The 21,966-nt window shown below is 59.9% G+C and carries 21 protein-coding genes; 7 read left to right on the forward strand and 14 right to left on the reverse strand.

Annotated elements, in window-relative coordinates; translation table 11 throughout:
- Nucleotides 1-4: 4 nt before the first annotated feature.
- The 9 genes from GA0061100_RS04130 to GA0061100_RS04170 all read right to left on the reverse strand — a co-directional run bounded on the left by GA0061100_RS04130 (nt 5) and on the right by GA0061100_RS04170 (nt 11,912).
- A complete protein-coding gene (locus GA0061100_RS04130; protein ID WP_069611708.1) occupies nt 5-733 on the reverse strand; it encodes an ABC transporter ATP-binding protein in 729 nt (242 codons plus the stop codon).
- The gene (locus GA0061100_RS04135; RefSeq protein ID WP_075851391.1) at nt 733-1,605 is read right to left on the reverse strand and encodes an ABC transporter ATP-binding protein; all 873 of its coding nucleotides are present in this window, start codon (nt 1,603-1,605) and stop codon (nt 733-735) included. The genes GA0061100_RS04130 and GA0061100_RS04135 overlap by 1 nt, the downstream gene beginning before the upstream one ends.
- Entirely contained in the window at nt 1,605-2,996 is a 1,392-nt protein-coding gene (gene livM / locus GA0061100_RS04140; protein WP_075851392.1) for a high-affinity branched-chain amino acid ABC transporter permease LivM, read from the reverse strand. The genes GA0061100_RS04135 and livM overlap by 1 nt, the downstream gene beginning before the upstream one ends.
- Nucleotides 2,997-3,000: 4 nt before the next feature.
- Nucleotides 3,001-3,903, reverse strand: a complete 903-nt coding sequence (locus tag GA0061100_RS04145) for a branched-chain amino acid ABC transporter permease (protein ID WP_075851394.1) — start codon at nt 3,901-3,903, stop codon at nt 3,001-3,003.
- A 307-nt stretch (nt 3,904-4,210) separates the two neighbouring features.
- Nucleotides 4,211-6,637 (reverse strand): GcvT family protein, encoded by a 2,427-nt coding sequence (locus GA0061100_RS04150; protein ID WP_075851395.1) that lies wholly within the window; start codon nt 6,635-6,637, stop codon nt 4,211-4,213.
- A 219-nt stretch (nt 6,638-6,856) separates the two neighbouring features.
- The gene (locus GA0061100_RS04155) at nt 6,857-7,411 is read right to left on the reverse strand and encodes a sarcosine oxidase subunit gamma (RefSeq protein WP_075851397.1); all 555 of its coding nucleotides are present in this window, start codon (nt 7,409-7,411) and stop codon (nt 6,857-6,859) included.
- 7 nt (nt 7,412-7,418) lie between these two features.
- Nucleotides 7,419-10,376, reverse strand: a complete 2,958-nt coding sequence (locus GA0061100_RS04160; protein ID WP_075851398.1) for a sarcosine oxidase subunit alpha family protein — start codon at nt 10,374-10,376, stop codon at nt 7,419-7,421.
- The gene (locus GA0061100_RS04165; protein ID WP_075851399.1) at nt 10,373-10,648 is read right to left on the reverse strand and encodes a sarcosine oxidase subunit delta; all 276 of its coding nucleotides are present in this window, start codon (nt 10,646-10,648) and stop codon (nt 10,373-10,375) included. Before GA0061100_RS04165 ends, GA0061100_RS04160 begins: the two co-directional genes overlap by 4 nt.
- Nucleotides 10,649-10,661: 13 nt before the next feature.
- Nucleotides 10,662-11,912, reverse strand: coding sequence for a sarcosine oxidase subunit beta family protein (locus GA0061100_RS04170; RefSeq protein WP_075851401.1), 1,251 nt, complete (start codon nt 11,910-11,912; stop codon nt 10,662-10,664).
- 328 nt (nt 11,913-12,240) lie between these two features.
- Here GA0061100_RS04170 and cysQ point away from each other — a divergent pair, with 328 nt between their 5' ends.
- The 3 genes from cysQ (at nt 12,241) to GA0061100_RS04185 (ending at nt 14,194) form a co-directional block, all read left to right on the forward strand.
- Complete coding sequence (cysQ, locus tag GA0061100_RS04175; RefSeq protein WP_075851403.1) at nt 12,241-13,035, forward strand: 3'(2'),5'-bisphosphate nucleotidase CysQ; 795 nt, start codon at nt 12,241-12,243, stop codon at nt 13,033-13,035.
- Between the two features lie 302 nt (nt 13,036-13,337).
- Nucleotides 13,338-13,613 (forward strand): CtrA inhibitor SciP, encoded by a 276-nt coding sequence (gene sciP, locus GA0061100_RS04180; protein WP_004107124.1) that lies wholly within the window; start codon nt 13,338-13,340, stop codon nt 13,611-13,613.
- A 299-nt stretch (nt 13,614-13,912) separates the two neighbouring features.
- Complete coding sequence (locus GA0061100_RS04185) at nt 13,913-14,194, forward strand: GNAT family N-acetyltransferase (protein WP_075851405.1); 282 nt, start codon at nt 13,913-13,915, stop codon at nt 14,192-14,194.
- Between the two features lie 243 nt (nt 14,195-14,437).
- On the opposite strand, the gene GA0061100_RS04190 is transcribed toward GA0061100_RS04185, so the two are convergent.
- On the reverse strand, nt 14,438-14,794 hold the full coding sequence (locus GA0061100_RS04190) for a flagellar export protein FliJ (protein ID WP_075851407.1): 357 nt from the start codon (nt 14,792-14,794) through the stop codon (nt 14,438-14,440).
- Between the two features lie 441 nt (nt 14,795-15,235).
- Here GA0061100_RS04190 and ctrA point away from each other — a divergent pair, with 441 nt between their 5' ends.
- On the forward strand, nt 15,236-15,937 hold the full coding sequence (ctrA, locus tag GA0061100_RS04195) for a response regulator transcription factor CtrA (protein ID WP_069611718.1): 702 nt from the start codon (nt 15,236-15,238) through the stop codon (nt 15,935-15,937).
- A gap of 139 nt (nt 15,938-16,076) precedes the next feature.
- Here the strand turns inward: ctrA and GA0061100_RS04200 are convergent, their stop codons facing one another.
- Nucleotides 16,077-16,439, reverse strand: coding sequence for a response regulator (locus tag GA0061100_RS04200; protein ID WP_075851409.1), 363 nt, complete (start codon nt 16,437-16,439; stop codon nt 16,077-16,079).
- A gap of 200 nt (nt 16,440-16,639) precedes the next feature.
- A complete protein-coding gene (chpT, locus tag GA0061100_RS04205) occupies nt 16,640-17,287 on the reverse strand; it encodes a histidine phosphotransferase ChpT (protein ID WP_075851410.1) in 648 nt (215 codons plus the stop codon).
- Nucleotides 17,288-17,589: 302 nt separating this feature from the next.
- On the opposite strand from chpT, the gene GA0061100_RS04210 reads away from it, so the two are divergent.
- Together GA0061100_RS04210 and GA0061100_RS04215 are read left to right on the forward strand one after the other, a co-directional pair.
- Entirely contained in the window at nt 17,590-18,201 is a 612-nt protein-coding gene (locus tag GA0061100_RS04210) for a DUF1134 domain-containing protein (RefSeq protein ID WP_075851889.1), read from the forward strand.
- Between the two features lie 187 nt (nt 18,202-18,388).
- Complete coding sequence (locus tag GA0061100_RS04215; protein WP_075851411.1) at nt 18,389-19,597, forward strand: hypothetical protein; 1,209 nt, start codon at nt 18,389-18,391, stop codon at nt 19,595-19,597.
- Between the two features lie 19 nt (nt 19,598-19,616).
- Here GA0061100_RS04215 and GA0061100_RS04220 read toward each other — a convergent pair whose 3' ends face one another.
- On the reverse strand, nt 19,617-20,447 hold the full coding sequence (locus GA0061100_RS04220; RefSeq protein ID WP_075851413.1) for a TrmH family RNA methyltransferase: 831 nt from the start codon (nt 20,445-20,447) through the stop codon (nt 19,617-19,619).
- 10 nt (nt 20,448-20,457) lie between these two features.
- Nucleotides 20,458-20,835, reverse strand: coding sequence for a hypothetical protein (locus tag GA0061100_RS04225; protein ID WP_075851414.1), 378 nt, complete (start codon nt 20,833-20,835; stop codon nt 20,458-20,460).
- A gap of 50 nt (nt 20,836-20,885) precedes the next feature.
- On the opposite strand from GA0061100_RS04225, the gene GA0061100_RS04230 reads away from it, so the two are divergent.
- Nucleotides 20,886-21,911 (forward strand): RluA family pseudouridine synthase, encoded by a 1,026-nt coding sequence (locus tag GA0061100_RS04230; protein ID WP_075851416.1) that lies wholly within the window; start codon nt 20,886-20,888, stop codon nt 21,909-21,911.
- Nucleotides 21,912-21,966 lie beyond the last annotated feature (55 nt).

The raw sequence follows: 21,966 nt of genomic DNA on the forward strand, positions 1-21,966 counted from the left end.
AAACTCAATGATGTCCGCCTTCGAGATAGGCGGCGCGCACTTCCGGATTGGCAAGCAGTTCCTTGCCGGAACCGCTCATCGTCACCCGGCCGTTGACCATCACATAGGCGCGGTCGGAAAGCTTCAGCGCTGCAAAGGCGTTCTGCTCGACGAGGAACACGGTCAGCCCCTGGGTCTGGTTCAGGACCTTGATCGCCTCGAAAATGCCCTTGACGATCAACGGCGCGAGACCGAGCGACGGCTCGTCCAGAAGCAGCAGCTTGGGACGCGCCATCAGCGCGCGGCCGATCGACAGCATCTGCTGCTCGCCGCCCGAAAGCGTTCCGCCGCGCTGCGACTGGCGTTCCTTCAGACGCGGGAAGAGCGTGAAGATCTTCTCGACGTCCTCGTTGAAATATTTGAGCTTGTCGAGGCTCGCGCCCATCTGCAGGTTTTCGTAGACGGTCATGCGCGGAAAGATGCGCCGACCCTCGGGCGACTGCGCGATGCGGAGGCGGGCAATCTCATGCGTCGGCATGCGCGTGATATCGCGGCCGTCGAAGGTGACCGAGCCGGTGCGCGCCTGTGGGCTGCCGCAGATTGTCATCATCAGCGTCGATTTACCGGCGCCGTTGGCACCGATCAGGCTGACAATCTCGCCGCTGTTGACTTCGATATCGACACCGGCAAGGGCGCGGATGTTGCCGTAATAGGTTTCGACACCCGCGACTTTCAGAAGTGGTTGCCCCGCCATCAATGTTCACCCTCTTGGAGGTGTTCGACTTCGGCAATCACCTCTTCCACTTCCTCATCCTCGACGCCCAGATAGGCGGCGATCACGCGAGGATCGTTCTTGACCTCATCCGGCGTGCCATCGGCGATCTTCTGCCCATATTCGAGCACGATGACATGGTCGGAAATTTCCATGACCACGGACATGTCGTGTTCGATCAGCAGGATCGATGTGCCGATGTCCTTGCGGATGCTGCGAAGGAATTCGTTAAGGACCAGAGACTCGCGAGGATTGAGACCGGCGGCCGGCTCGTCCAGGCAAAGAAGTTCCGGACCCGTGCACATGGCGCGAGCAATTTCCAGGCGGCGTTGCGCTCCATAAGGAAGGTCGCCGGCGGGATCGTCGGCGCGATCGATGAGATCAGCCTTTTCCAGCCAGAAGCGCGCCAGCTCGATCGCGTTCTTCGCCTCGCTCCGATAAGGGCCTACGCCAAGCAGACCGAGGATCGTGTAGCCGGAGGCGCGCATCAGCTTGTTGTGCTGCGCGACCAGCAGGTTCTCGAGCACGGTAAGACCGGAAAACAGGCGAATGTTCTGGAAGGTACGTGCAACCTTCGCTTCGCGCGTGATCCGGAAATCCGGAAGCCGCTCCAGGAGGTATTCCTTGCCGGCCTTCTGATGGAGGGTAATCATACCCATCGTCGGCTTGTAGAAGCCGGTGATGCAGTTGAACACGGTGGTCTTGCCGGCGCCGTTCGGGCCGATAAGCGCCGTGATGTCGCCGCGCTTCGCCTCGAAGGAGAAGTCGTTGATCGCCATCAGGCCGCCGAACTTCATCGACAGGTGATCGACCTTCAGCAGGATGTCGTTGGGGGTTGCGGTCACAGCGTTCATCAGCCGTGGCCCTCCTTGGTAAAGCTGCCGGAGACCGCTTTTCGCTCCTTGAGGAACGCGGTCGGCTCACGCGTACCGACGAAGCCGCGCGGCTTGAAGATCATTACGACCACCATGGCAAGGCCGAAGATCAGCATACGGTAGAGTTCCGGCGTAAAATCCTGACCGAAGAACAGCTTGAGGAAATCCATGTCGCGCAGCAGCTCGGTGCCGCCGACCATGGCAATTGCGGCAATCGCGATGCCCTTCAGCGACCCCATGCCACCGAGAACGACGATCGCCAGGATCACGGCGGATTCGAGGAACACGAAGGATTCCGGCGAAACGAAGCCCTGGCGTGCCGCAAAGAAGGAGCCGGCAAAGCCGCCGAACATCGCGCCGGTGGCAAAAGCCGTGAGCTTCGTCGTCACCGTATTGATGCCGAGCGAACGGCAGGCGATTTCATCCTCGCGCAGCGCTTCCCACGCACGTCCGATCGGCATGCGGCGCAGCCTGATGGTGACATAGGCGGTCAGCATGCAGAGCAACAAGATGACGTAGAACAGGAAAATCTTGTACCAGGCCGACGAGATCGGCAGGCCGAAGCTACGGACGAAGTTGTGCGGATCCTTCATATCGAAGGTATAGATGCCGAACAGCGACGCCTTGGTGATGTTGGAGATGCCGAAGCTGCCCTGCGTCACATCGGTCCAGTTGGTCAGCACGATGCGGATGATTTCGCCGAAGGCCAGCGTGACGATCGCCAGATAGTCACCTCGCAGACGCAGGACCGGAAAGCCCAGGATCATGCCCCAGAGCCCTGCAAGAAGGCCCGATATCGGCAGAAGCAGCCAGAAGGACAGGCCGAAATGCATCGATAACAGCGCGTAGGAATAGGCACCGACCGCGTAGAAGGCGACATAACCGAGGTCGAGCAGGCCGGCGAGGCCGACGACGATGTTCAGACCCCAGGCGAGCATCACGTAGATGAGGATCTGAATGCCGAAATTGTCGACATAGGTCAGCGACCCCTGCGGACCCAAGATCGCCACTGCCGCCAACGGATAGATGAGCAGGAGCACGAGCGCGATCTTGTTGAAATGCCTGGCGGCGAAGCTGGGTTCGCCCTCCACCTCAACCACCTTGGCCTTGGCGGCCTTTCGCGCGGCCAGGTAAGGCTGAACGAAGACCGTCATGATAAAGCGGCCGACGGCAGCGATTGCAACGATGATCGCCAGAAGGCCCCAGCGCTGCACGATGATCAGCTTGTTGTCCATGTTCTGATCGGTCTTGAGACCGATATAGAGGACGAACATGCCGAAGGCGATGACAGCGGTCCAGAGGGCGTCCGTAATCCCCTTCTGGACAAGGCCGGGTGCGGTCTTGCCTGCAACGAAGTTTGAATTTGCCATGGCGTTATACCTTTTCGACTTCCGGCCGCCCGAGGATGCCCGTCGGCTTGAAGATCAGAACGAAAGCAAGGATGCCGTATGTCGCGACATCCTTATACGCGATGGGAAAATTGCCAGACCAGAACGACTCGATGAAGCCGATCATCAGGCCGCCGAGAACAGCGCCAGGAAGCGAGCCGATGCCGCCCAGAACCGCAGCCGTGAAGGCCTTGACACCCGGCACGAAGCCGTCCGTGAAGTTGGCGACGCCATAATACATCAGATACATCGTGCCGGCGACGGCAGCCAATGCCGCACCCATGATGAAGGTGATCGAGATGGTACGATCGACATTGATGCCGAGCAGCGCCGCCATCTTGCGGTCCTGTTCGGTCGCCCGCTGAGCACGCCCAAGCGCCGTCTTGTTGACGATATACCAGAAGGCGGCCAGCAACACGACGGTAACGATGAAGATGATAATCTGCTTCAGGGACAGCGAAACGCCGCCGAAGTTGTAGACATCACCCACAAGCGTCGGGATCGGCTTGTTGCGCGGGCCTTGTGCGACCTGAATGAAGTTCGACAGAACGATCGACATGCCGATCGCCGTGATCAGCGGCGCGAGGCGGAACGAACCGCGCAGCGGCCGATAAGCCACCCGCTCGATCACCCAGTTCCACAGGCTCGTCATCAGCATGGCAACGATCAGCATGACAAGCAGCATGATCGCAACTGGCAGGCCGGCAAAGAGCGAAACGAGGACCAGATAGGTGATGAGAGCGGCGAAGCCGCCAAGCATGAAAACGTCACCGTGGGCAAAATTGATCATGCCGATGATGCCGTAAACCATGGTGTAACCAATGGCGATCAGGCCGTAGATCGACCCGAGAGTCAGCCCGTTTAAGAGCTGCTGGATAAAATAATCCATATATCATTTCCCCTGGATGCGGCGTCATACGACCACATCTCTTATTACTTTTTTAGGTTCCTTCTAGAGGCCTATGGCCGCGATTCCATACTGGTTTCGAAGGAAATGTGAAGCCAAAAAGGCAAGAAATTGACAAATTCTTTTCAAATCGCCGTGCGCTGATGCGAATCCGACCAAAAATGACACGAAAGCGGCAGGTCGTGGCTCAAAATTAGCCAAAACCGTCAAACGACGCCTGCGCTTTGAAGAGCTTTTGTCAGAGACGGGCCTCGTCAGGCCCGCCATAATAGTCGTCTGGACCGCGACTTTACGCGCGCATCCTGGCGCCATCCGCATCGAACAGCGGCTCGGCCTGCAGCTTTGCCGGCAAAAGCTCGCCGAGCAATTCGATCGACCAGCCCTGCGCCTCGTCGGCGATTTCCTTCGGCACGTAGCCCACGGCGACGGAAAGACCGGAAGCATGAGCATAGCCGCCTGACGTCACCCAGCCGCAGACCGCGCCGTTGTGATAGATCGGCTCATCACCGATGACGTCGGCATCTCTTGCACTCAAGATGAAAGTGCGCAGACGCAGCGTGCCGCCTTCCGCCTTTTCCTTCGCGGCTGCCGCCTTGCCGATGAAATCGGCCTCCTTGGACAGCGCCACAAATCGGTTGAGACCAGCCTCGAACGGCCCATAGAGCGGCCTGTATTCGCGCGCCCAGCTGCCATAGGATTTGTCGAGGCGCAGTGCGTTCAGCGCCCTCAGGCCAAAGAGCCGGATGCCGAATTCAGCCCCCTCCTCTATCAGAAGGTCGAAAATGTAGCGCTGATGCTCCGGCTTCATCCAGATTTCATAGCCGAGGTCGCCCGTATAGGAGACGCGGCCGACGATTGCGGGCGCCATGCCGATATCCATGCGGCGGATCGACATGAAGGGGAAGGCAGCCGTGGAGAGATCCTGATGGGTCAATTTCTGCAGCAGTTTGCGGGCATTCGGACCGGCGATCGAAAGGCCAAGAAGCGAAAGGCCGAGGGCCTTGAGCTCAACGGAGCCATCCTTCGGCAGAAGGCTTTCGAACCAGCGCATATGGTAGGCTTCGGCGATACCGGAGCCGATGAGAAGGAAATCCCCCTCGCCGAACTTCGCCAGCGTGAAATCGCCGATGAGCCTACCATCATGCTTCAGCATCGGCGCCAGCGTCATGCGACCGATCGCCGGGATACGGCAGGTCAGCAGCCTATCGAGAAACGCTTCCGCGCCCGGTCCCTTGACCGAATATTTGGCAAAGCCCGAAGTTTCCATCAGGCCAACGCTCTCGCGCACCGCCTTGGCTTCGGCGCCGACGACATCGAAATCGTTGGAACGGCGCCAGGAGAACTGGTCGACCTCACCCTTCGGCGCGAACCACAGGGCTTGCTCCAAACCGTAGTAGGCGCCAAAGACGCCGCCGGCCTCCTTCAGCTTGTCGTAGATCGGCGTGGTCAGCAGCGGACGTGCGGCCGGCAGCTCTTCGTTCGGATAACGGATGGAGAAGCGGCGGGCATAGTTCTCGCGCACCTTGGCATTCGTATAGGCGAGCGTTGCATAGTCGCCGTAGCGGGAAACGTCCATGGCGAAGACGTCGAAGCCCGGATCGCCGTAGATCATCCAGTTGGCAAGCGCGAGACCCACACCGCCGCCCTGACTGAAGCCGGCCATGACGGCGCAGGCCGACCAGTAGTTGCGAAGGCCGCGTACGGGGCCGACGAGCGGGTTGCCATCCGGCGAGAAAGTGAACGGGCCGTTGATGATCCGCTTGATGCCGGCATTGTTAAAGGCCGGGAAGTGGCGGAAGCCGACTTCCAGCTCCGGCGTGATGCGCTCGATGTCCTCGGCCAGCAGCTCGTGGCCGAAATCCCAGGGCGTCGTCACCGGCGACCACGGGCGACATGCCTTTTCATAGGTGCCCATCAGCATGCCCTGCCGCTCCTGGCGCAGATAGATCTCGCCATCGAAGTCGACGCAGTGCATCAGCTCCTTGCCCGTGGTCTTGTTGAAGTCGATGACCTCGGGCATGTCTTCGGTGATCAGATACATATGCTCCATCGCAAGCACCGGCAGTTCCAGCCCCACCATGCGGCCGACTTCGCGCGCCCAGAGACCGGCGGCGTTGACGACATGTTCGGCGATGATCTCACCCTGATTGGTGATGACGCGCCAGGAGCCATCCTCGCGCTGCACCAGTTCCTCCACTTTGGTGTGAAGGTAGATTTCGGCACCGTTCTTCTTGGCGGAGCGGGCATAGGCATGCGTCGTACCATAGGGGTCGAGATGGCCTTCGACGGGATCGTAAAGCGCGCCGACGAACTGATCGGGGTCGAGAAGCGGCATCATCTCATGCGCTTCCTTCGGCGTCAGCAGCGTCGCTTCAAGACCATTGTAGCGGCCCTTGGCGAGAATGGACTTCAGCCAGTCGAAGCGCTGCGGCGTGGCGGCCAGCATCAAGCCGGAGGTCAGGTGCAGGCCAATGTCCTGACCGGAATATTCCTCGATCTCCTTGTAGAGCTCGACCGTATATTTCTGCAGCTTGGCCACGTTCGGATCGCCGTTGATCGTATGCATGCCGCCGGCCGCATGCCAGGTCGAGCCGGATGTCAGTTCTGAGCGCTCCAGCAGCACCACATCCGTCCAGCCGAACTTGGTAAGGTGATAGAGCACCGAACATCCGACGACACCGCCACCGATGACGACGACCTTGGCATGGCTTTTCATCTGGGAATCCCCTGTTTTCGGCACGAAGCCGCCGGGTGTCTTCCCGCGCGACCGGCCGCATTTGAGAGGAAACCTAGAGGCTATCCGGGAGGCCAAATAGCCCGAACTGCGAAACCGATATGTCTGTTTGCGCCATCGTAATTGTTCGGATCGCGCCATCGGGCGTCAGAAGGGCAAACCGTCCGGCAAGGCATCCAAGGTCCGACGGTGCCAGGCTTTTCAATCGGCGAAACCGGCTGTCAGAGCGAATTCCCGCCCCATCTCCATGATCTCCTCGAACACGCTGCCGGCATAGGAACGCGGCACGATGATTTCGAAGCGATCGGGGCCAGTGCGCGCGAGATTGGTGCCGACATGGCAGCACAGCATATTGGCCGATTGTCCCTCGGCAAAAACCTGCGGGTGCAGATCGACGGCCACGCATTTGGCGAGGATGCGACGAACGTTGGGGCCGGAAATGCGAAGCAGTACGCGACCGTCACTCTGCTCGAAGAAGGAGGCACGGGCCGGATCGAGCGTGAAGAGATCCCGCGCCACGCTATCGGCGCCGAGCGTCTCCGAAACAACGAACCATTCCCTAGGTCCGGCATCGCGAACCGATACGTCCTTCAACGCCTTCAGGCTTGCCAGAACGTCGTCCTGATCTCCCGCCCTGCCAAGCACGGAGAAGATGGCCGGGCGGCGCACGACAGCGAGATGATTCGGATTGGCGGCAGCCTCGAAGCCGGAAATATGATCTTCCAGCACATGCCTGTTCTGAAACGCGACGCTCATCGATCCCTCACCCCAAAAGCTTCTTGTTGTCCGGATCGACGAAGACCGGGCTGCAGACCTCTGCCGCCACTTCCTCGCCGCGCAATCCGTCCCAGACGACCACGCGCTCGCCGATGCGCTCGCGGCCCGACTTCAGGAAAGCAAGCGCGATCGAATGACCGAGAGTGGGCGAGAAGCAGACCGAAGAGACGTGGCCCTGATCGTTCACCGTCGAAGGTCGGGCACCTTCCTTCAGAATATGCGCGCCGGCATGAAACTCCTTCGTGGTGTCGATCGGCTTCAAGCCGACAAGCTGGCCGCGGTCGGCGGCGGTCAGACCGAAGCGGGTCGACAGCCTCTTGCCGATGAAATCATGCTTCTGCGTCGACATCATGCGGCCAAGTCCGACATCGTCGGGCGTGGTGCGGCCATCCAGCTCGCTATGGGTGATATGCCCCTTCTCGATGCGCAGCACGTTCAGCGCTTCGACGCCATAGGGGCAGATGCCGTGCGCCTTACCGACTTCCATGATCGCATCGGCCACCGCCTCGCCATAGCCGGCCGGCACGGCAAGCTCATAAGCAAGTTCGCCCGAGAAGGAGATGCGGAACAAACGTGCCCTCAGGCCGCCCTTGAGCATGACTTCGGCAGCGGCGAGGAACGGAAAGAACGCGTCGGAAATATCGTCCTCGACGATCTGCTCCAGCACCAGCCGTGCCTTCGGGCCGGCAATCGCCATCTGCGCCCATTGATCAGAAGACGAGACAAAACGAACGTCGAGCTGCGGCCAGAGCGTCTGGGCACAGAATTCCATATGCGTCATCACCTCGCCGGCCATCGCCGTCGTGGTCGTCATGAAGAAATGATCTGGTGTCAGCCGGCTCGTCGTGCCGTCATCGAAGACCATACCGTCTTCGCGCAGCATCAGGCCGTAACGGGCCTTGCCGATCGGCAGCTTCAGGAAGGCGTTGGAATAGAGGCGGTTGAGAAACTCCGCCGCATCCTTGCCGAAGATCTCGATCTTGCCGAGCGTCGACACGTCGCAGATCCCGACATTGTTGCGGACGTTCAGCACTTCGCGGTCGACGCTGTCGCGCCAGCCCTTCTCGCTCGGCCGGGCAAACCAGGACGAGCGATACCAGAGACCGGCCTCGACGAAGCTCGCGCCATTCTTCTTCGCCCAGCCATGCAGCGGCGATTCCCTGACCGGCTGCGCATGCTTGTCGCGCGCCGTGCCCGCGAGCGCACCGAAGGAGACAGGCGTATAGAACGGTCGGAAGGTCGTCGTGCCGACGGCAGCCGGGCTGACGCCGCGCATGCCGGCGATGATGCCGGCGGCGTTGACATTGCCGAGCTTGCCTTGATCCGTCGCCATGCCGCTCGTCGTATAGCGCTTGGCATGTTCCACATGGCCGAAGCCTTCGCGCAGCGCGAGGCCGAGATCCTTGGCATGGACGTCGTTCTGGAAGTCGACGAATGCCTTATCCTTTGCGCCCGGCACATGCCAGATCGCCGCGAAGGACGCATCATACTCGCCCTCGACCTCAGGCAGATCGACAGCGTGAGCCACACCGCCGAGGCTTTCGATGACCAGCCCTGCCTTTTGCGCACCATCGGCAAGGCAGCCCGAAACGCTCTCGATGCCGGTTGCCGAGCCGGCAATCTCCAGCTCGCCGCCGACGATCGGCGCCATGAAGGCCTGCTTTTCGTCCGACCAGACCGGCTTGGCGCCGCGCTGGCAGGCAAGATGGATGATCGGCGACCAGCCGCCCGACATGGCCAGCGCATCACAGTCAATCAATTCGTCCAGGCCGCCGCGATCGGCAATGACACCGCTGATGCGATATTTGCCCTTGGTCGCATGCACGCTTGCCCCATGCACCACACGGACACCCTGAGGAGCGGCATCCGCCGATGCGGCGCGCGTATCGAGGATCGCCGAAATATCGACGCCTGCAGCGGCAAGGTCGGCCGCTGTGCGGTAGCCCGAGCCACCATTGGTGAAGACGGCGACCTTCTGCCCCGCAACGACGCCGTAGCGGTTGAGATAGCTGCGCATGGCGCCGGCCATCATCACGCCCGGACGATCATTGCCGCCGAACACCAGCGGCCGCTCTTCAGCTCCCGAAGCGAGAATGGCCCGCTTGGCCGCAATGCGCCAGAGGCGCTCGATCGGAAGATCCGGGGATGGCATCGCCACATGCTTCTGAACCTTCTCGACGGCGCCGAAAACATTGCCATCATACCAGCCGAACACCGTCGTGCGTGGCATCAAGGTCACGTTCTCGAAGCTCTGCAGCTCCTCGAGCGTCGCCTGGACGAAGACATCGGAGGAAGCGCCGCCGATCGTCAGCCTTTCCGAAAGCAGCGAGCCGCCGAGACGGAAACCTTCATCCGCCAGCACGACACGCAAGCCGGCGCGGGCAGCGGTCAGAGCCGCCATCAGGCCTGCAGGACCCGAGCCGATGACGAGCAGGTCGCAATGCGCCCAGGCCTTTTCATAGCGATCCGGATCGGCCTGCATGACCGCCTTGCCGAGGCCGGCGGCGCGCCGGATGATTGGTTCATAGACCTTCTCCCAGAAGGCAGCCGGCCACATGAAGGTCTTGTAGTAGAAGCCGGCGCCCAGGAAGGGCGAGAGCAAGCTGTTGACCGAGCCGAAATCGTGTTTCAGCGACGGCCAGCGGTTCTGGCTCACGGCCGCCATGCCCTGATAGAGCTCGGCGACGGTGGCGCGCGTATTCGGCTCGGTGCGGCCATCCTTGCCTGTCGTGACGAGCGCGTTGGGCTCCGCCGACCCAGCTGTCAGAATGCCGCGCGGCCGATGGTATTTGAAACTGCGTCCGACCAGCAGCTGGTCATTGGCGAGCAGAGCGGCGGCAAGCGTATCGCCCTCCAACCCCTTCATCTCCTTGCCGTCAAACTGGAAGGAAAGCGGGCGGCTGCGATTGACGAGACCGCCGGTCGACAAACGATAGGCAGTCATCGCGCCGCCTCCTTCGCCTTATCCTCGGCGTCGGTAACGGAAAAGACCTCATGGGTGACATTGCTGCGCTCGACGACGAGCCAGCGGCGACACCCGGCGCTATGATGCCAATATTCCTCAATCCGGCCGCGCTCGTTGTCGCGGATGAAGACGTAGCGGTTCCAGTCCTCGTCCGGCGCGGTCGCTGCCGGACGGGCGACGGAGGCGCCGCGAATGGAAAATTCTTCCTTGGGTCGCACGCCGCAATGCGGGCAGTTGATCAAGCTTGCCATTGGTATTGTGCCCTCAATGCATGTTCGGCTGCGGACCCTTGCCGCCTTCGTCGATCGCAAAGCCGCGCTCGAAGCGGTCGAGACGCAGGAGGCGACTGACATCGTGGCTCTCGTTCTTGGCAATCAGATGCGCGAAGCAGAAGCCCGAGGCCGGCGTCGCTTTGAAGCCGCCATAGTTCCAGCCGCAGTTCAGATAAAGGTTTTCGATGGGGGTGCGATCGATGATCGGCGAGCCGTCCATGCTCATATCCATGACGCCGCCCCAGGTGCGCAGCACGCGCACGCGCGACAGGCCGGGAATGAGCGCCACCCCCTCCTCCATCGTGTGCTCGACGGTGGCGAGATTCCCGCGCTGCGCGTAGGAACTGTAATAATCGATATCGGCGCCGAACACCAAACCGCCCTTGTCGGACTGCGAGATATAGAAGTGTCCCGCGCCATAGGTGATGACGTTGTCGATAACGGGTTTCAACCCCTCGGACACGAACGCCTGCAGGACGTGCGTTTCGATCGGCAGCTCAAGATCGGCCATATTGCCGAGGATCGACGTGTGGCCGGCAGCCGCAAGCGCCAGTTTGTTGCAGCCGATGAAGCCGCGATTGGTCTCTACGCCGGTGACGACGCCGTTCTCGCGGCGGATGCCGATCACCTCGCATTGCTGGATGAGATCGACCCCGCGGCTGTCGGCGCCGCGCGCGTAACCCCAGGCCACCGCATCGTGTCGCGCCGTGCCGCCGCGCCGCTGCAGGAGGCCGCCAAGGATGGGGAAACGCGCATGGTCGAAATTCAGGTAAGGCATCATCCGCCGAACCTGCTCACGGTTCAGAAGCTCGGCATCGACGCCGTGCATGCGCATCGCATTGCCGCGCCGCGCATAAGCATCGCGCTGGCCATCGGAATGGAACAGATTGACGATGCCGCGCTGGGATACCATGGCATTATAGTTGAAATCCTGCTCCAGCCCTTCCCAGAGCTTCATCGAGAATTCGTAGAAGGGCTCGTTGCCGGGCAGCAGATAGTTGGAGCGGATGATCGTCGTGTTGCGGCCGACATTGCCAGAGCCGATATAGCTCTTTTCGAGCACGGCGACATTGGTAATGCCGAATTCCTTGGCGAGATAATAGGCCGTTGCCAGCCCGTGACCGCCACCGCCGACGATAATAACGTCGTAATGCGGCTTCGGCTCCGGCGTCCGCCACACTGGCTGCCAATGACGATTGCCCGAAAACGCCTGTTTTAGAAGCTGATATGCCGAATATCGCATGCATTCATCCCGATACTACCCGGCGGCACATTCGCACATGCAATAAAAACGACAAGTCCCGAAAGGACGAAAAAGCTTCGCAAACAGAACAAGATCTTTTCCGAATGCGCAGTGGCAATAGATGTCCGCCGAGTGGAAATCAGGTGGCCCGGCGCGCCCATAGCCTCGGCCATAACGAAAGTGATCGATGCTCTGTTGCTAAACCCCGGATCAAGCGCTAAGGCGAAGAAAGCCGGAACATCGGAAGTCTAAACTTCGCAATCGCAACTTCCTATATATAGTGTTCGGATCATTCAGGCGCGCATGGCGCGCGGAAGACGAAAAGCAAATGCTTGCAACATTCGAAAAGGCGGCGCTCGACGCAGGAAAGGCCATTCTGGAGGTCTATCGTGCTGGCTACGCGGTTGCCTTGAAGCAGGACATGAGCCCCGTCACGCTGGCCGACGAGCGCGCCGAACACATCATTCTCAGGCACCTCGAACGCGATTTTCCACATATCCCGGCCATTGCCGAGGAGCAGGTGTCCGCCGGCAAGGTTCCGGATATCCACGGCCGCGCCTTCTTTCTCGTCGATCCGCTCGACGGTACGCGCGAGTTCATCGAGCATCGCGATGAATTCACCGTCAACATCGCCTACGTCGAGGACGGCGTTCCCGTGATCGGCATCGTCTACGCGCCGGCACTCGGAATAGCGTTTACCGGCGAACCCGGCAGGGCGCGCAAGTTGATGGTCGACAAGCATTTTGCCGTTACCGGCCGCATCAACATTGCAGTGCGAGAGCGCCCTGCCAAGCTGACGGCGCTTGCCAGCCGTTGCAATAGCAACGCGACAACCGAAAGCTTCCTGACCGACAACGCGGTTTCCGGCTGCACGTCGATCGGGTCGTCGCTGAAATTCTGCCTGCTCGCCGAAGGCAAGGCCGATGTTTATCCGCGCTTCGGCCGTACCATGGAATGGGATACGGCAGCCGGCGATGCCGTGCTGCGGGCGGCAGGCGGCAAGACCGTCACCGTCGAGGGTGGCCTTCTGACCTATGGCAAGACCGACCAGAATGAGGATGCCGACTTTGCCAATCCGCACTTCATCTGCTGGGGCGGACAGAAGCACGGCGTGTCGGCGTAAGTTTATTTTTGCAAGTAAAAAACAATTCTTGCGCCTGCTCCCGCGCCTGAAAGCAGTAGGCCGGTCCCTGCAATTTCGACCCGGAAGCGTAAGTTTTTACTGACGAAAAATCATAGAATGAATGTGATTTACCCTGAAATAACAGGGGCTTTTGGGCATTTTGCTCAGGCAGGACATACGCAAATCAGCCCTCCGCCACATTCATTAAAATTATTAGCAAAGTCTTACCATGTGCTTAGGCAATTTTTAAATGTGGCAAGCTAGAGTGCCACACGTGGTCTTGAGTGTGTGTAGAGAGTCCAATGACCGAAATGATACGTCCCCGAGTGAAGTATGTCATCGGCCCCGATGGCAGCCCGCTGACGATAGCAGACCTGCCGCCGCCGAATACGCGCCGCTGGGTCATTCGTCGTAAGGCAGAGGTTGTCGCCGCCGTGCGTGGTGGTCTGCTCAGCTTGGAAGAAGCCTGCGAACGTTATACGTTGACCGTCGAAGAGTTCCTCTCCTGGCAGTCGTCCATCAATACCCATGGCCTGGCTGGCCTCCGGACGACCCGCATACAGCAGTATCGCCACTGACAGCAGCGACAGCACCACCTTAATTTGACTTTGTGTTCGGGCCTCTTTTCTGAAAAGAGGCCCGAATTATTTGGAGCAACGCATTTCGAATGCGCGCCGTCATATTCCGATGACCTGTCAAAGAACAGATTTCGAAGCAAAAGCCCGCTCAGCGTCCAGCCGCCTAGCGGTAAAAACTCAGCCGGTCCGTATGTCTGGCACCGGCTTAAACGGAGACGATCCGTTAACAATCTAGACGGTTGGCAGACGGCATAGCGCATGCAATCCTTGTTGCATCAAACGCGACAAGGGAGAAAATCATGGATATCCGCAACGAAAACAACACATCAGGCGGCCGTTATGTCGCGACCGTCGAAGGCCATGAGGCGGAGATGACCTTTTCCCGCACATCTCCCAAGCTGATCATTATCGATCATACCGGCGTGCCGGATGCCCTGCGTGGCAAGGGGGTCGGCCAGGCGCTGGCGCTTCACGCCGTCGAAGAAGCGCGGCTTGGCGGCTGGAAGATCATCCCGCTCTGCCCCTTTTTCAAGGCCCAGGCGCAACGTCATGATGACTGGCGCGACGTCGTCAATCTCTGAAATGCAGCGCTTTAGTCGCGACAGCACCCGTTACACGCACGCAACGCATGAGTGAGCAGGCAATAATCCGTCCGTTCGGTCGGATTGGTCTTTGAAAACGCAAAAGCTGCGCATGGCCGGCCCCGTCACGGCCAGTCATGCGCAGCTTTCATGCGCTTCCATCATACTCCCCGCATTCCGAAGATGGACCCCGTACCGGAACGCAATAACGCTTGATCCGAAGGAGGAGACGGAATTGCGATCTCAGGCGCGTGCCCGCGCCGGACCCGAACCATCACGCTCTTCGAGCGCTGCGGCCTTGGCATATTCGGCCTGCATTTCCTCGAGCGAATTTTCCAGCGCCTCTTCCTGAACCTGCAGCTCCCGGATCGACACCTGCAGATTGTCCGCACGCTGGCGGGCAGCCTTGGCAAAGGTCGGGTAGGCAAAGTGGCTCGGATCGGAAATGCCGGACTTCTTCTCTTCGACGACGATCTGGCTTTCCAGTTCCTTCGTCATGCGGTCAAACTCCGCCATCATCATCTGCAACTGCTGCAGCTGACGGCGTTTTTCGTTCACCTGAAACTCTTTCAGGCGAACAAGGCTCTCACGTGACTTCATACGCATTACTCCCGTGATGCGAGACCCCGGCTCTCGATATTCCCACCCGCCGAACCGCTTTGAGACGGCTTGGTTAAAAAAATTTCCAGCGATCTTAATAAAAGCCTACCGCTGGTAACCTTTCGTTTACGGGCATCGTTAATGATAGGCGCAATGATTTAAGGCTCGGTAAATGTTGTGGTCGGAATTCGGCATATCGGCATTGGTGAGTCAGATGAATCACTTGGCGTTGGCTGTTAATGCAATACTTTAGGAGTCGATTTTACTGATTGTCGTTGGAAAACAGTGCAATGGAAAAATTATTTAATAAATTCGATACGACTTGCCAGAGTGAATCAGAATTTGTTAACCATTACATGGCAGCTTCCAAATCAAGCAGTGATTTGATCGGTATCGCGTTAAGGGGCTGACGACCTTTCGGCGGCGGTAAAGGGGACAATTATGCGGGTTCTACTCATTGAAGACGATAGCGCGACAGCGCAGAGCATCGAGCTGATGCTCAAATCCGAAAGTTTCAACGTCTACACCACCGATCTCGGTGAAGAAGGCGTCGATCTCGGAAAGCTCTACGACTACGACATCATCCTTCTCGATCTCAATCTTCCAGATATGTCTGGCTACGAAGTGCTGCGCACCCTGCGCCTTTCGAAGGTCAAGACGCCGATCCTCATCCTCTCCGGCATGGCCGGCATCGAGGACAAGGTTCGCGGCCTCGGCTTCGGCGCCGACGACTATATGACCAAGCCTTTCCATAAGGACGAGCTGGTCGCCCGCATTCACGCCATCGTCCGCCGTTCCAAGGGCCATGCCCAGTCGGTCATCATGACCGGCGAGCTCATCGTCAACCTCGACGCCAAGACCGTCGAAGTCGGCGGTCAGCGCGTGCATCTGACCGGCAAGGAATACCAGATGCTGGAGCTGCTCTCGCTGCGCAAGGGCACGACGCTCACCAAGGAAATGTTCCTCAACCACCTCTATGGCGGCATGGACGAGCCGGAACTGAAGATCATCGACGTCTTCATCTGCAAGCTCCGCAAGAAGCTGGCAAACGCTGCCGGCGGCGCCAACTACATCGAAACCGTCTGGGGCCGCGGCTATGTGCTGCGCGAGCCCGATAGCAGCGATTTCGCCGAAAGCGCCTGAGCCGCCTCCCCGTCTTTACCGCCGACACACAGAAATCCCGCCTCTTCAGGCGGGATTTTTTATTCGCCCCAAAATGGAGCGCAAAAGAATAGCCGCCTCGAAAGGGCGGCTAGCTTTGCATCGATATATCTCGTTCAAATCAGGCGGCTGCGGCGCGATTGCCGAAGATGGCCGTCAGGATCTTGCGATCGAAGGGCTTCAGCAGAAAATCCGTGGCGCCCGCGCGCTTTCCGGCCATCAGCTTGCGAAGGTCGGCCTCGACAACGCAATAATAGATCTTCACGTCCTTGCCATTCGGCATGGCACGAATGCTGGTGATGAGATCGAGTGCCCCTTCCATGCCGGCATCGACGATCAGATAATCCGGGATTTCAGCCTGGCAGCGCATCAGCGCTTCGCGGGCGTCCCCGGCTTCGCTCACGAGAAAATCCAGCTCGGACAGGATTCGTTTGCCGACCTTGCGTACGACATCCGATGTATCCGTTATCATGAACCGCTGCATGTGTGAGCTCCCTGGCATCAGCCTCCATCGTCCGATATCGGCTTCAAATTGAAACGATAGGAGCAGCAAGCTAAGGATTCGTTACCGCTACATTGTCAATTGAGCGGACAACCCAAAGATTGCACAGAATTTTCGATACACGAAAAAATAAACCCGCAGCCGACAGCCGACTGCGGGCGAAAACGCGGATGGATCGACCGTTATTGGGCAACCATGGTCGCCACGAAGGTCAGTTCCTCCGGCGTCGCATTATAGGAAAGCTCCATGCCACTCTCCTCGGCAAGAAGCACCGTGTAGTAGGGCTGGATCGAATGAGCGTCGACAGCTTCTTCCAGCGTGCCGGCGCAAATCTCGGCGAATTTCGGCGGTATGCGCATCAGCCGCCCCTTGGCGGTGATCGTGAACTTCGCCTCGAATTCCGGATTTTCGAGTGTCACTTCGATATTGCCGCCGCGCGGAATGGCGCCGTAGGCAACGAGGAAGAGATTGAGCAGCAGCTTTACGCGGTTCTTTGCGATGATCGCGCGCGGACCGACCCAGTTGACCTCGGTCTTTTTCTCGGCGGCGGCGAAATCCTTGGCCGCCCGCTCCGCTTCGCCGGTGTCGATCGAGGCGCCGACCGAACCCGACGCGCCGAAGGCAAGGCGCGCGAATTTCAGCCGGACGGAAGCGTTGAGCGCACTGGTGCGGATCAGGTCCATCGCGTCGGCGTCGGCACCACCCTCGTCGAGCAGCTCCAGGCCATTGTTGATCGCCCCGACCGGCGAGATCACGTCATGGCAGACGCGGCTACACAGCAGCGCGGCCAGATCCGGTCCGGTCAGAGTGAGATTGGGATTTTTCGACATTCATTGTCTCCTGAATGCTGACAGGGCAAAGCGAGAAGTTCCACCTTGCCACGGTAAGGTTGCCCGAGGGTTTCGCAGCCAGTGTACCGCGCGCCATAATGACACCATATTTGGTAAACCGATTGTTAAGACCATCGACGCAAAATGCATTCATCACCATCAGACTTTTTCGCACGCGATTCGGGCTGCGATAGATGGGCGGAATGGTCTGAAAATGGGGATGTGCCATGCTTGACGCATTCAAGGCGAATGCGTCGGTCGCTCATCTCTGTTGCACCGACCATGATGAACGGATGACTTTCATGCGCTATGAATTCCTCAAGAGAATGCCAAGCCCCGGCACCAGGACGCTCGGCCTCGGCCTGATCCTGGCCATTGTCGCATTCGTGAGCTTCGCCTTGCCGGTCCGTCAGGCCTCTGCCGCGCCCACCAATCAGTATTCGGCGCAGGAAATCGTCGATGCCGGCCACTCCTTCTTCGGCTCCACCAGCGGCGGCCTTGCCAAGGTGATCGAGCGGGCGTTCCAGCAATATGGCCTGCCGAACGGCTACATCCTCGGCCAGGAAGGCTCCGGCGCGTTCCTGGCGGGCCTGACCTATGGCGAAGGCCAGCTCAACACCAAGAATGCCGGCGAACATCCGCTCTACTGGCAGGGGCCGTCTCTCGGCCTCGACTACGGCGGCCAGGGCACCCGCGTCATGATGCTGGTCTACGATCTGCCGAGCATCAACAGCGTCTACACGCGCTTCGGCGGCGTCAGCGGCCAGGCCTTCGTGGTCGCCGGTTTCGGCATGACGGTCCTGAAGAACAACAATATCGTGCTCGTTCCGATCCGCACCGGCCTCGGCGCACGCCTCGGCATCAACATGGGTTATCTGAAGGTCACGCCGAACCCGACCTGGAATCCCTTCTGAACCGATCTTTCGATACGAACTCCCAAGCAGCGCACGCCTTGGCCCGCTTCAGTTGCGGGCCTTTTCTTTCCGTAAATTTCGCTCCGCACGGATAAACCATATCCACGTTAAACGCTTGCCCGCATGGCTAACCCATGATTAATCATTTTATCGACATCGAACATAACTCCAGGATACTGGCCGCGTCGTGATTCAATTTGCTCTCTTGTTCGGATTGGGCTTTCTGACGGCCGCTCTACTGGTCTTTCTCATCGCGCCGGCAATCCATCGTCGCATCGTCTGGTTCACCGAAAAGCGCCTGAAGGCAACCATGCCCTTGAGCCCGCAGGAAGTGCGTGCACAGAAAGACATGGCGCGCGCGCTCTTCGCAGCGGAAAACGCTCGGACCGAACACGCTCTGACGCAGGAGCGCGACAAGACCGTCGCACTGCAGATCCATAACGGCAAGCTTCAGCAGGAGGCGAGCCGCCTTTCCGCTGGTGGCGCGGAGCTGCAGACACGCATCGACGATCTGGAGGTGGAAGCAGGCGAACTGCGCTCGCGCCTGCGCCACGAAGAGAGCTATATCAGCCAGCTGAAATCGAGCATCCATACGGCCGAGCAGGCCAGCGCCGAGAAGGAAGCCGATATAGACGGCTTGCGCAAACGGATGACGAAAATGGGTGCCGACGCAGATAATCTCAGGATCGATCTCGCAACGCGCGAAACCGAGATCGAAAGCCTCAAGCTGCGCATCAACACATTGCGGGACGAGCGCGACACATTGCGCCAGGATTTGAACGCCGCAAGCCTGCGCGCCACGGATGCCGAGCAATCGCTGCGTCAGGAAAATGACAAGAACAAACGGCTCGAGGAGCGCCTCAACCGCGAGATTGCCGGCAGCGCCGACAAGGAAACCGCGATCGAACGCCATGCCCAGGATGTCATTCGTCTCAGGGAACGGCTGGAGGCTGCCGTCAAGGAATCGAAAGAAGCCGGCAAGGCGTTGCGTGCCGCTGGCCTCACGCCGCCGAAGAAGCCCGCAAGAACGCCGAAGCTCGCTGCCGCATCGATAATCGCCGGCAGCGCCGACGAGCGGACCATAACCGAGCCGCCGCGGGTGGCGGAACCGGAACGAACAGTGGAAGACGAAATCGCCCAAATGACGGAAGAGGTTCGCAACCGGGCCGCCGCCCTATCGGATCGCCTGCTGAAGGCCCGCACGCCGGCGCATGACGATGCCATGCGCGAAGAGATCGCCAAGATCGCCGCCAACATGGTTGCGCTGACGGCACTCAAGGAGGGCGACGACTCGCCGATCTTCAATCTCCTACCCAAGGATCGAGATCCTGCCGAACCCGGCTCGCGTGTCAGCCTCGCCGACCGCGTCGCCGCCATACTGCCGAAGCACCCCTAAGCGCTAAAGCACAGCCCGCTCAGATGCGCCCGTTCTTCGCGGCCATCTCGAACAAGGCAATACCGCTCGCTGTCGCGACATTGAGACTGTCCAACCCCGGCGCCTGCGGAATCCGTACGCTGCCGAAGGCAGAAAGTATGTTGTCGGGCAAACCGTCCCCTTCCGTGCCGACCACAAGCGCCATGCGCTCCGAAGCCGGGACATCACGAATATCGACCGCACCTCGCGGCGACAGGCTCCAGATCGCAAAGCCGCGCTCGGCAAGCGCCGCAAGCAGCTCGACGCCGCTTGATTGCCGGCGATAGGGCACGGTCAGGATCGAGCCGACGGAAACCCGCAGCGCCTTGCGATAAAGCGGATCGCAGCAGCTTTCGTCGAGCAGCACCGCCGCCGCACCGAAGGCCGCGGCATTGCGGAACATCGAGCCCATATTGTCGTGATTGGAAATGCCGCAGCCGGCAAGCACCAGCGCCTGTCTCGGGAGGCGGGCCAGAAAGGCGTCCAGCCCGCCTTCAGCTGTTCTACGCCCCAGTGCCAGAACACCGCGATGGAGATGGAAGCCGACAATGCCGTCGAGCACCTCGGCTTCGGCGACATAGATCGGAACATTCGACGGAATGGTGTCGATAATGTCGCTCAAGCCGGCAACCCGATTTTTGAGCAGCAGCACTTTCTCGGCGATGAAATCGCCAGCCGCCGCATGCGCGCCAGCGAGAAGCCGCAGCACGACGGTTCCTTCCGCGATGAAACGGTTCTCTCGGCCTGTCAGATCGCGTTCGCGAATATTGCAGAATTCGGCGATACGCGGATCGTCGGGATGCGTGATCTCGATGAGCCGCTCGCTCGTCATCGTCGGGCCGTCAGTTGGACAGCGATATGGTCGACACGATACGGCCGACGCTGTAGTCGAAAACGATGGCTTGGCGCTGGCCGCTGGCAAGCGTTCCGTAGAACAGCACCTGATTGCCCGACAGCGCCGTGGACTGCACCGTAAAGCCTGCCGGCAGCAGAGCCGCGACGGCAACAGGAGCATCGGAGGGGATGCCGGAAGCCACCTGCCCCGCAGGCTTGGCCGATGGCTTCATCGTCTTGTAGACAACGGCGCCGAAGACGGCCATAAGGCTCACCACCATGACGGCCGCAGAGACGATCTGCAGGCGGATCATCTTGCGTCGGACTTTCTCCAGGGCCGGATCGAGGGGCTTTTCCTCTTGATCGTCTGGCTCGAGATTCGTCATCGATGCGTCCTTGCTTTCAATAGAGCGCTTTGTGCGCCGGAGAAATACGTTTGAGCGACCCCTTTAAAGAAGCCGCGGGCAATAGAAAAGTCCTAACCGCCGATGAAAGTGCCGAAGGACGGCTCGATTCATGGCTGACGGCCGAGATTGGCGAGGAATTTTCCCGCAGCCGTGTGCAGGGCCTTATCAAGGACGGCGCCGTCACACTCAACGGCGCCCCGGTGACGGATGCCAAGCGCAAGGTGCGCCCCGGCGATGTCTATGAGATCACCCTGCCCGAGCCGGAAGATCCGACACCGCAGGGTGAGGATATCCCGCTCGACGTGCTTTACGAGGACGAGGACGTCATCGTCATTTCCAAGCCCGCCGGGCTGGTCGTCCATCCGGCTGCGGGCAATTGGACCGGAACCCTGGTCAATGCGTTGATCCACCATTGCGGCGACAGCCTTTCAGGCATCGGTGGCGTACGCCGGCCAGGGATCGTCCACCGACTGGACAAGGACACGACAGGGGTCATGGTCGTTGCCAAGAATGACGTCGCCCACCGGCATCTCTCACAGCAATTTGCCGATCACGGCCGGACGACCTCGCTCGAACGCGCCTATCAGGCGATCGTCTGGGGTCGCCCCCGCCAGCTCGTCGGCACCATCGACGCCCCTCTCGGCCGGTCGAGCAGTGACCGCACGCGCCGCGCCGTCAAGCGTCCGGATTCGCAGGATGCCGACGAGGCGATTACGCATTACGAGGTGCTCGAGCGTTTTCACGAGACGCCGGATGCGACCGCGCTTGCCTCATTGATCGAGTGCCATCTCGAAACGGGCCGCACGCACCAGATTCGCGTGCACATGGCCCATATAGGCCACCCGCTGCTCGGCGACGCCGTTTATGGCGGCGGCTTCAAGACCAAAGCCAATCTCCTGCCTGAAGCTGCAAAGCAGGCCGTCCATCGCTTCACGCGTCAGGCGCTCCATGCCTATATGCTGCAATTCGAGCATCCGCGCACCGGCGAAGTCATGCATTTCGAAGCACCCCTTCCTGACGACATGGAAGAACTGGCGGCTGCACTCAGGGGATAGCGACAGGCTCTGCAGCGCCACCGCTGGACGACTGCAACCTGCGGCCCTATAATAG

This window comes from Martinezella hainanensis, assembly GCF_900094555.1.
Lineage (GTDB): Bacteria > Pseudomonadota > Alphaproteobacteria > Rhizobiales > Rhizobiaceae > Rhizobium > Rhizobium hainanense.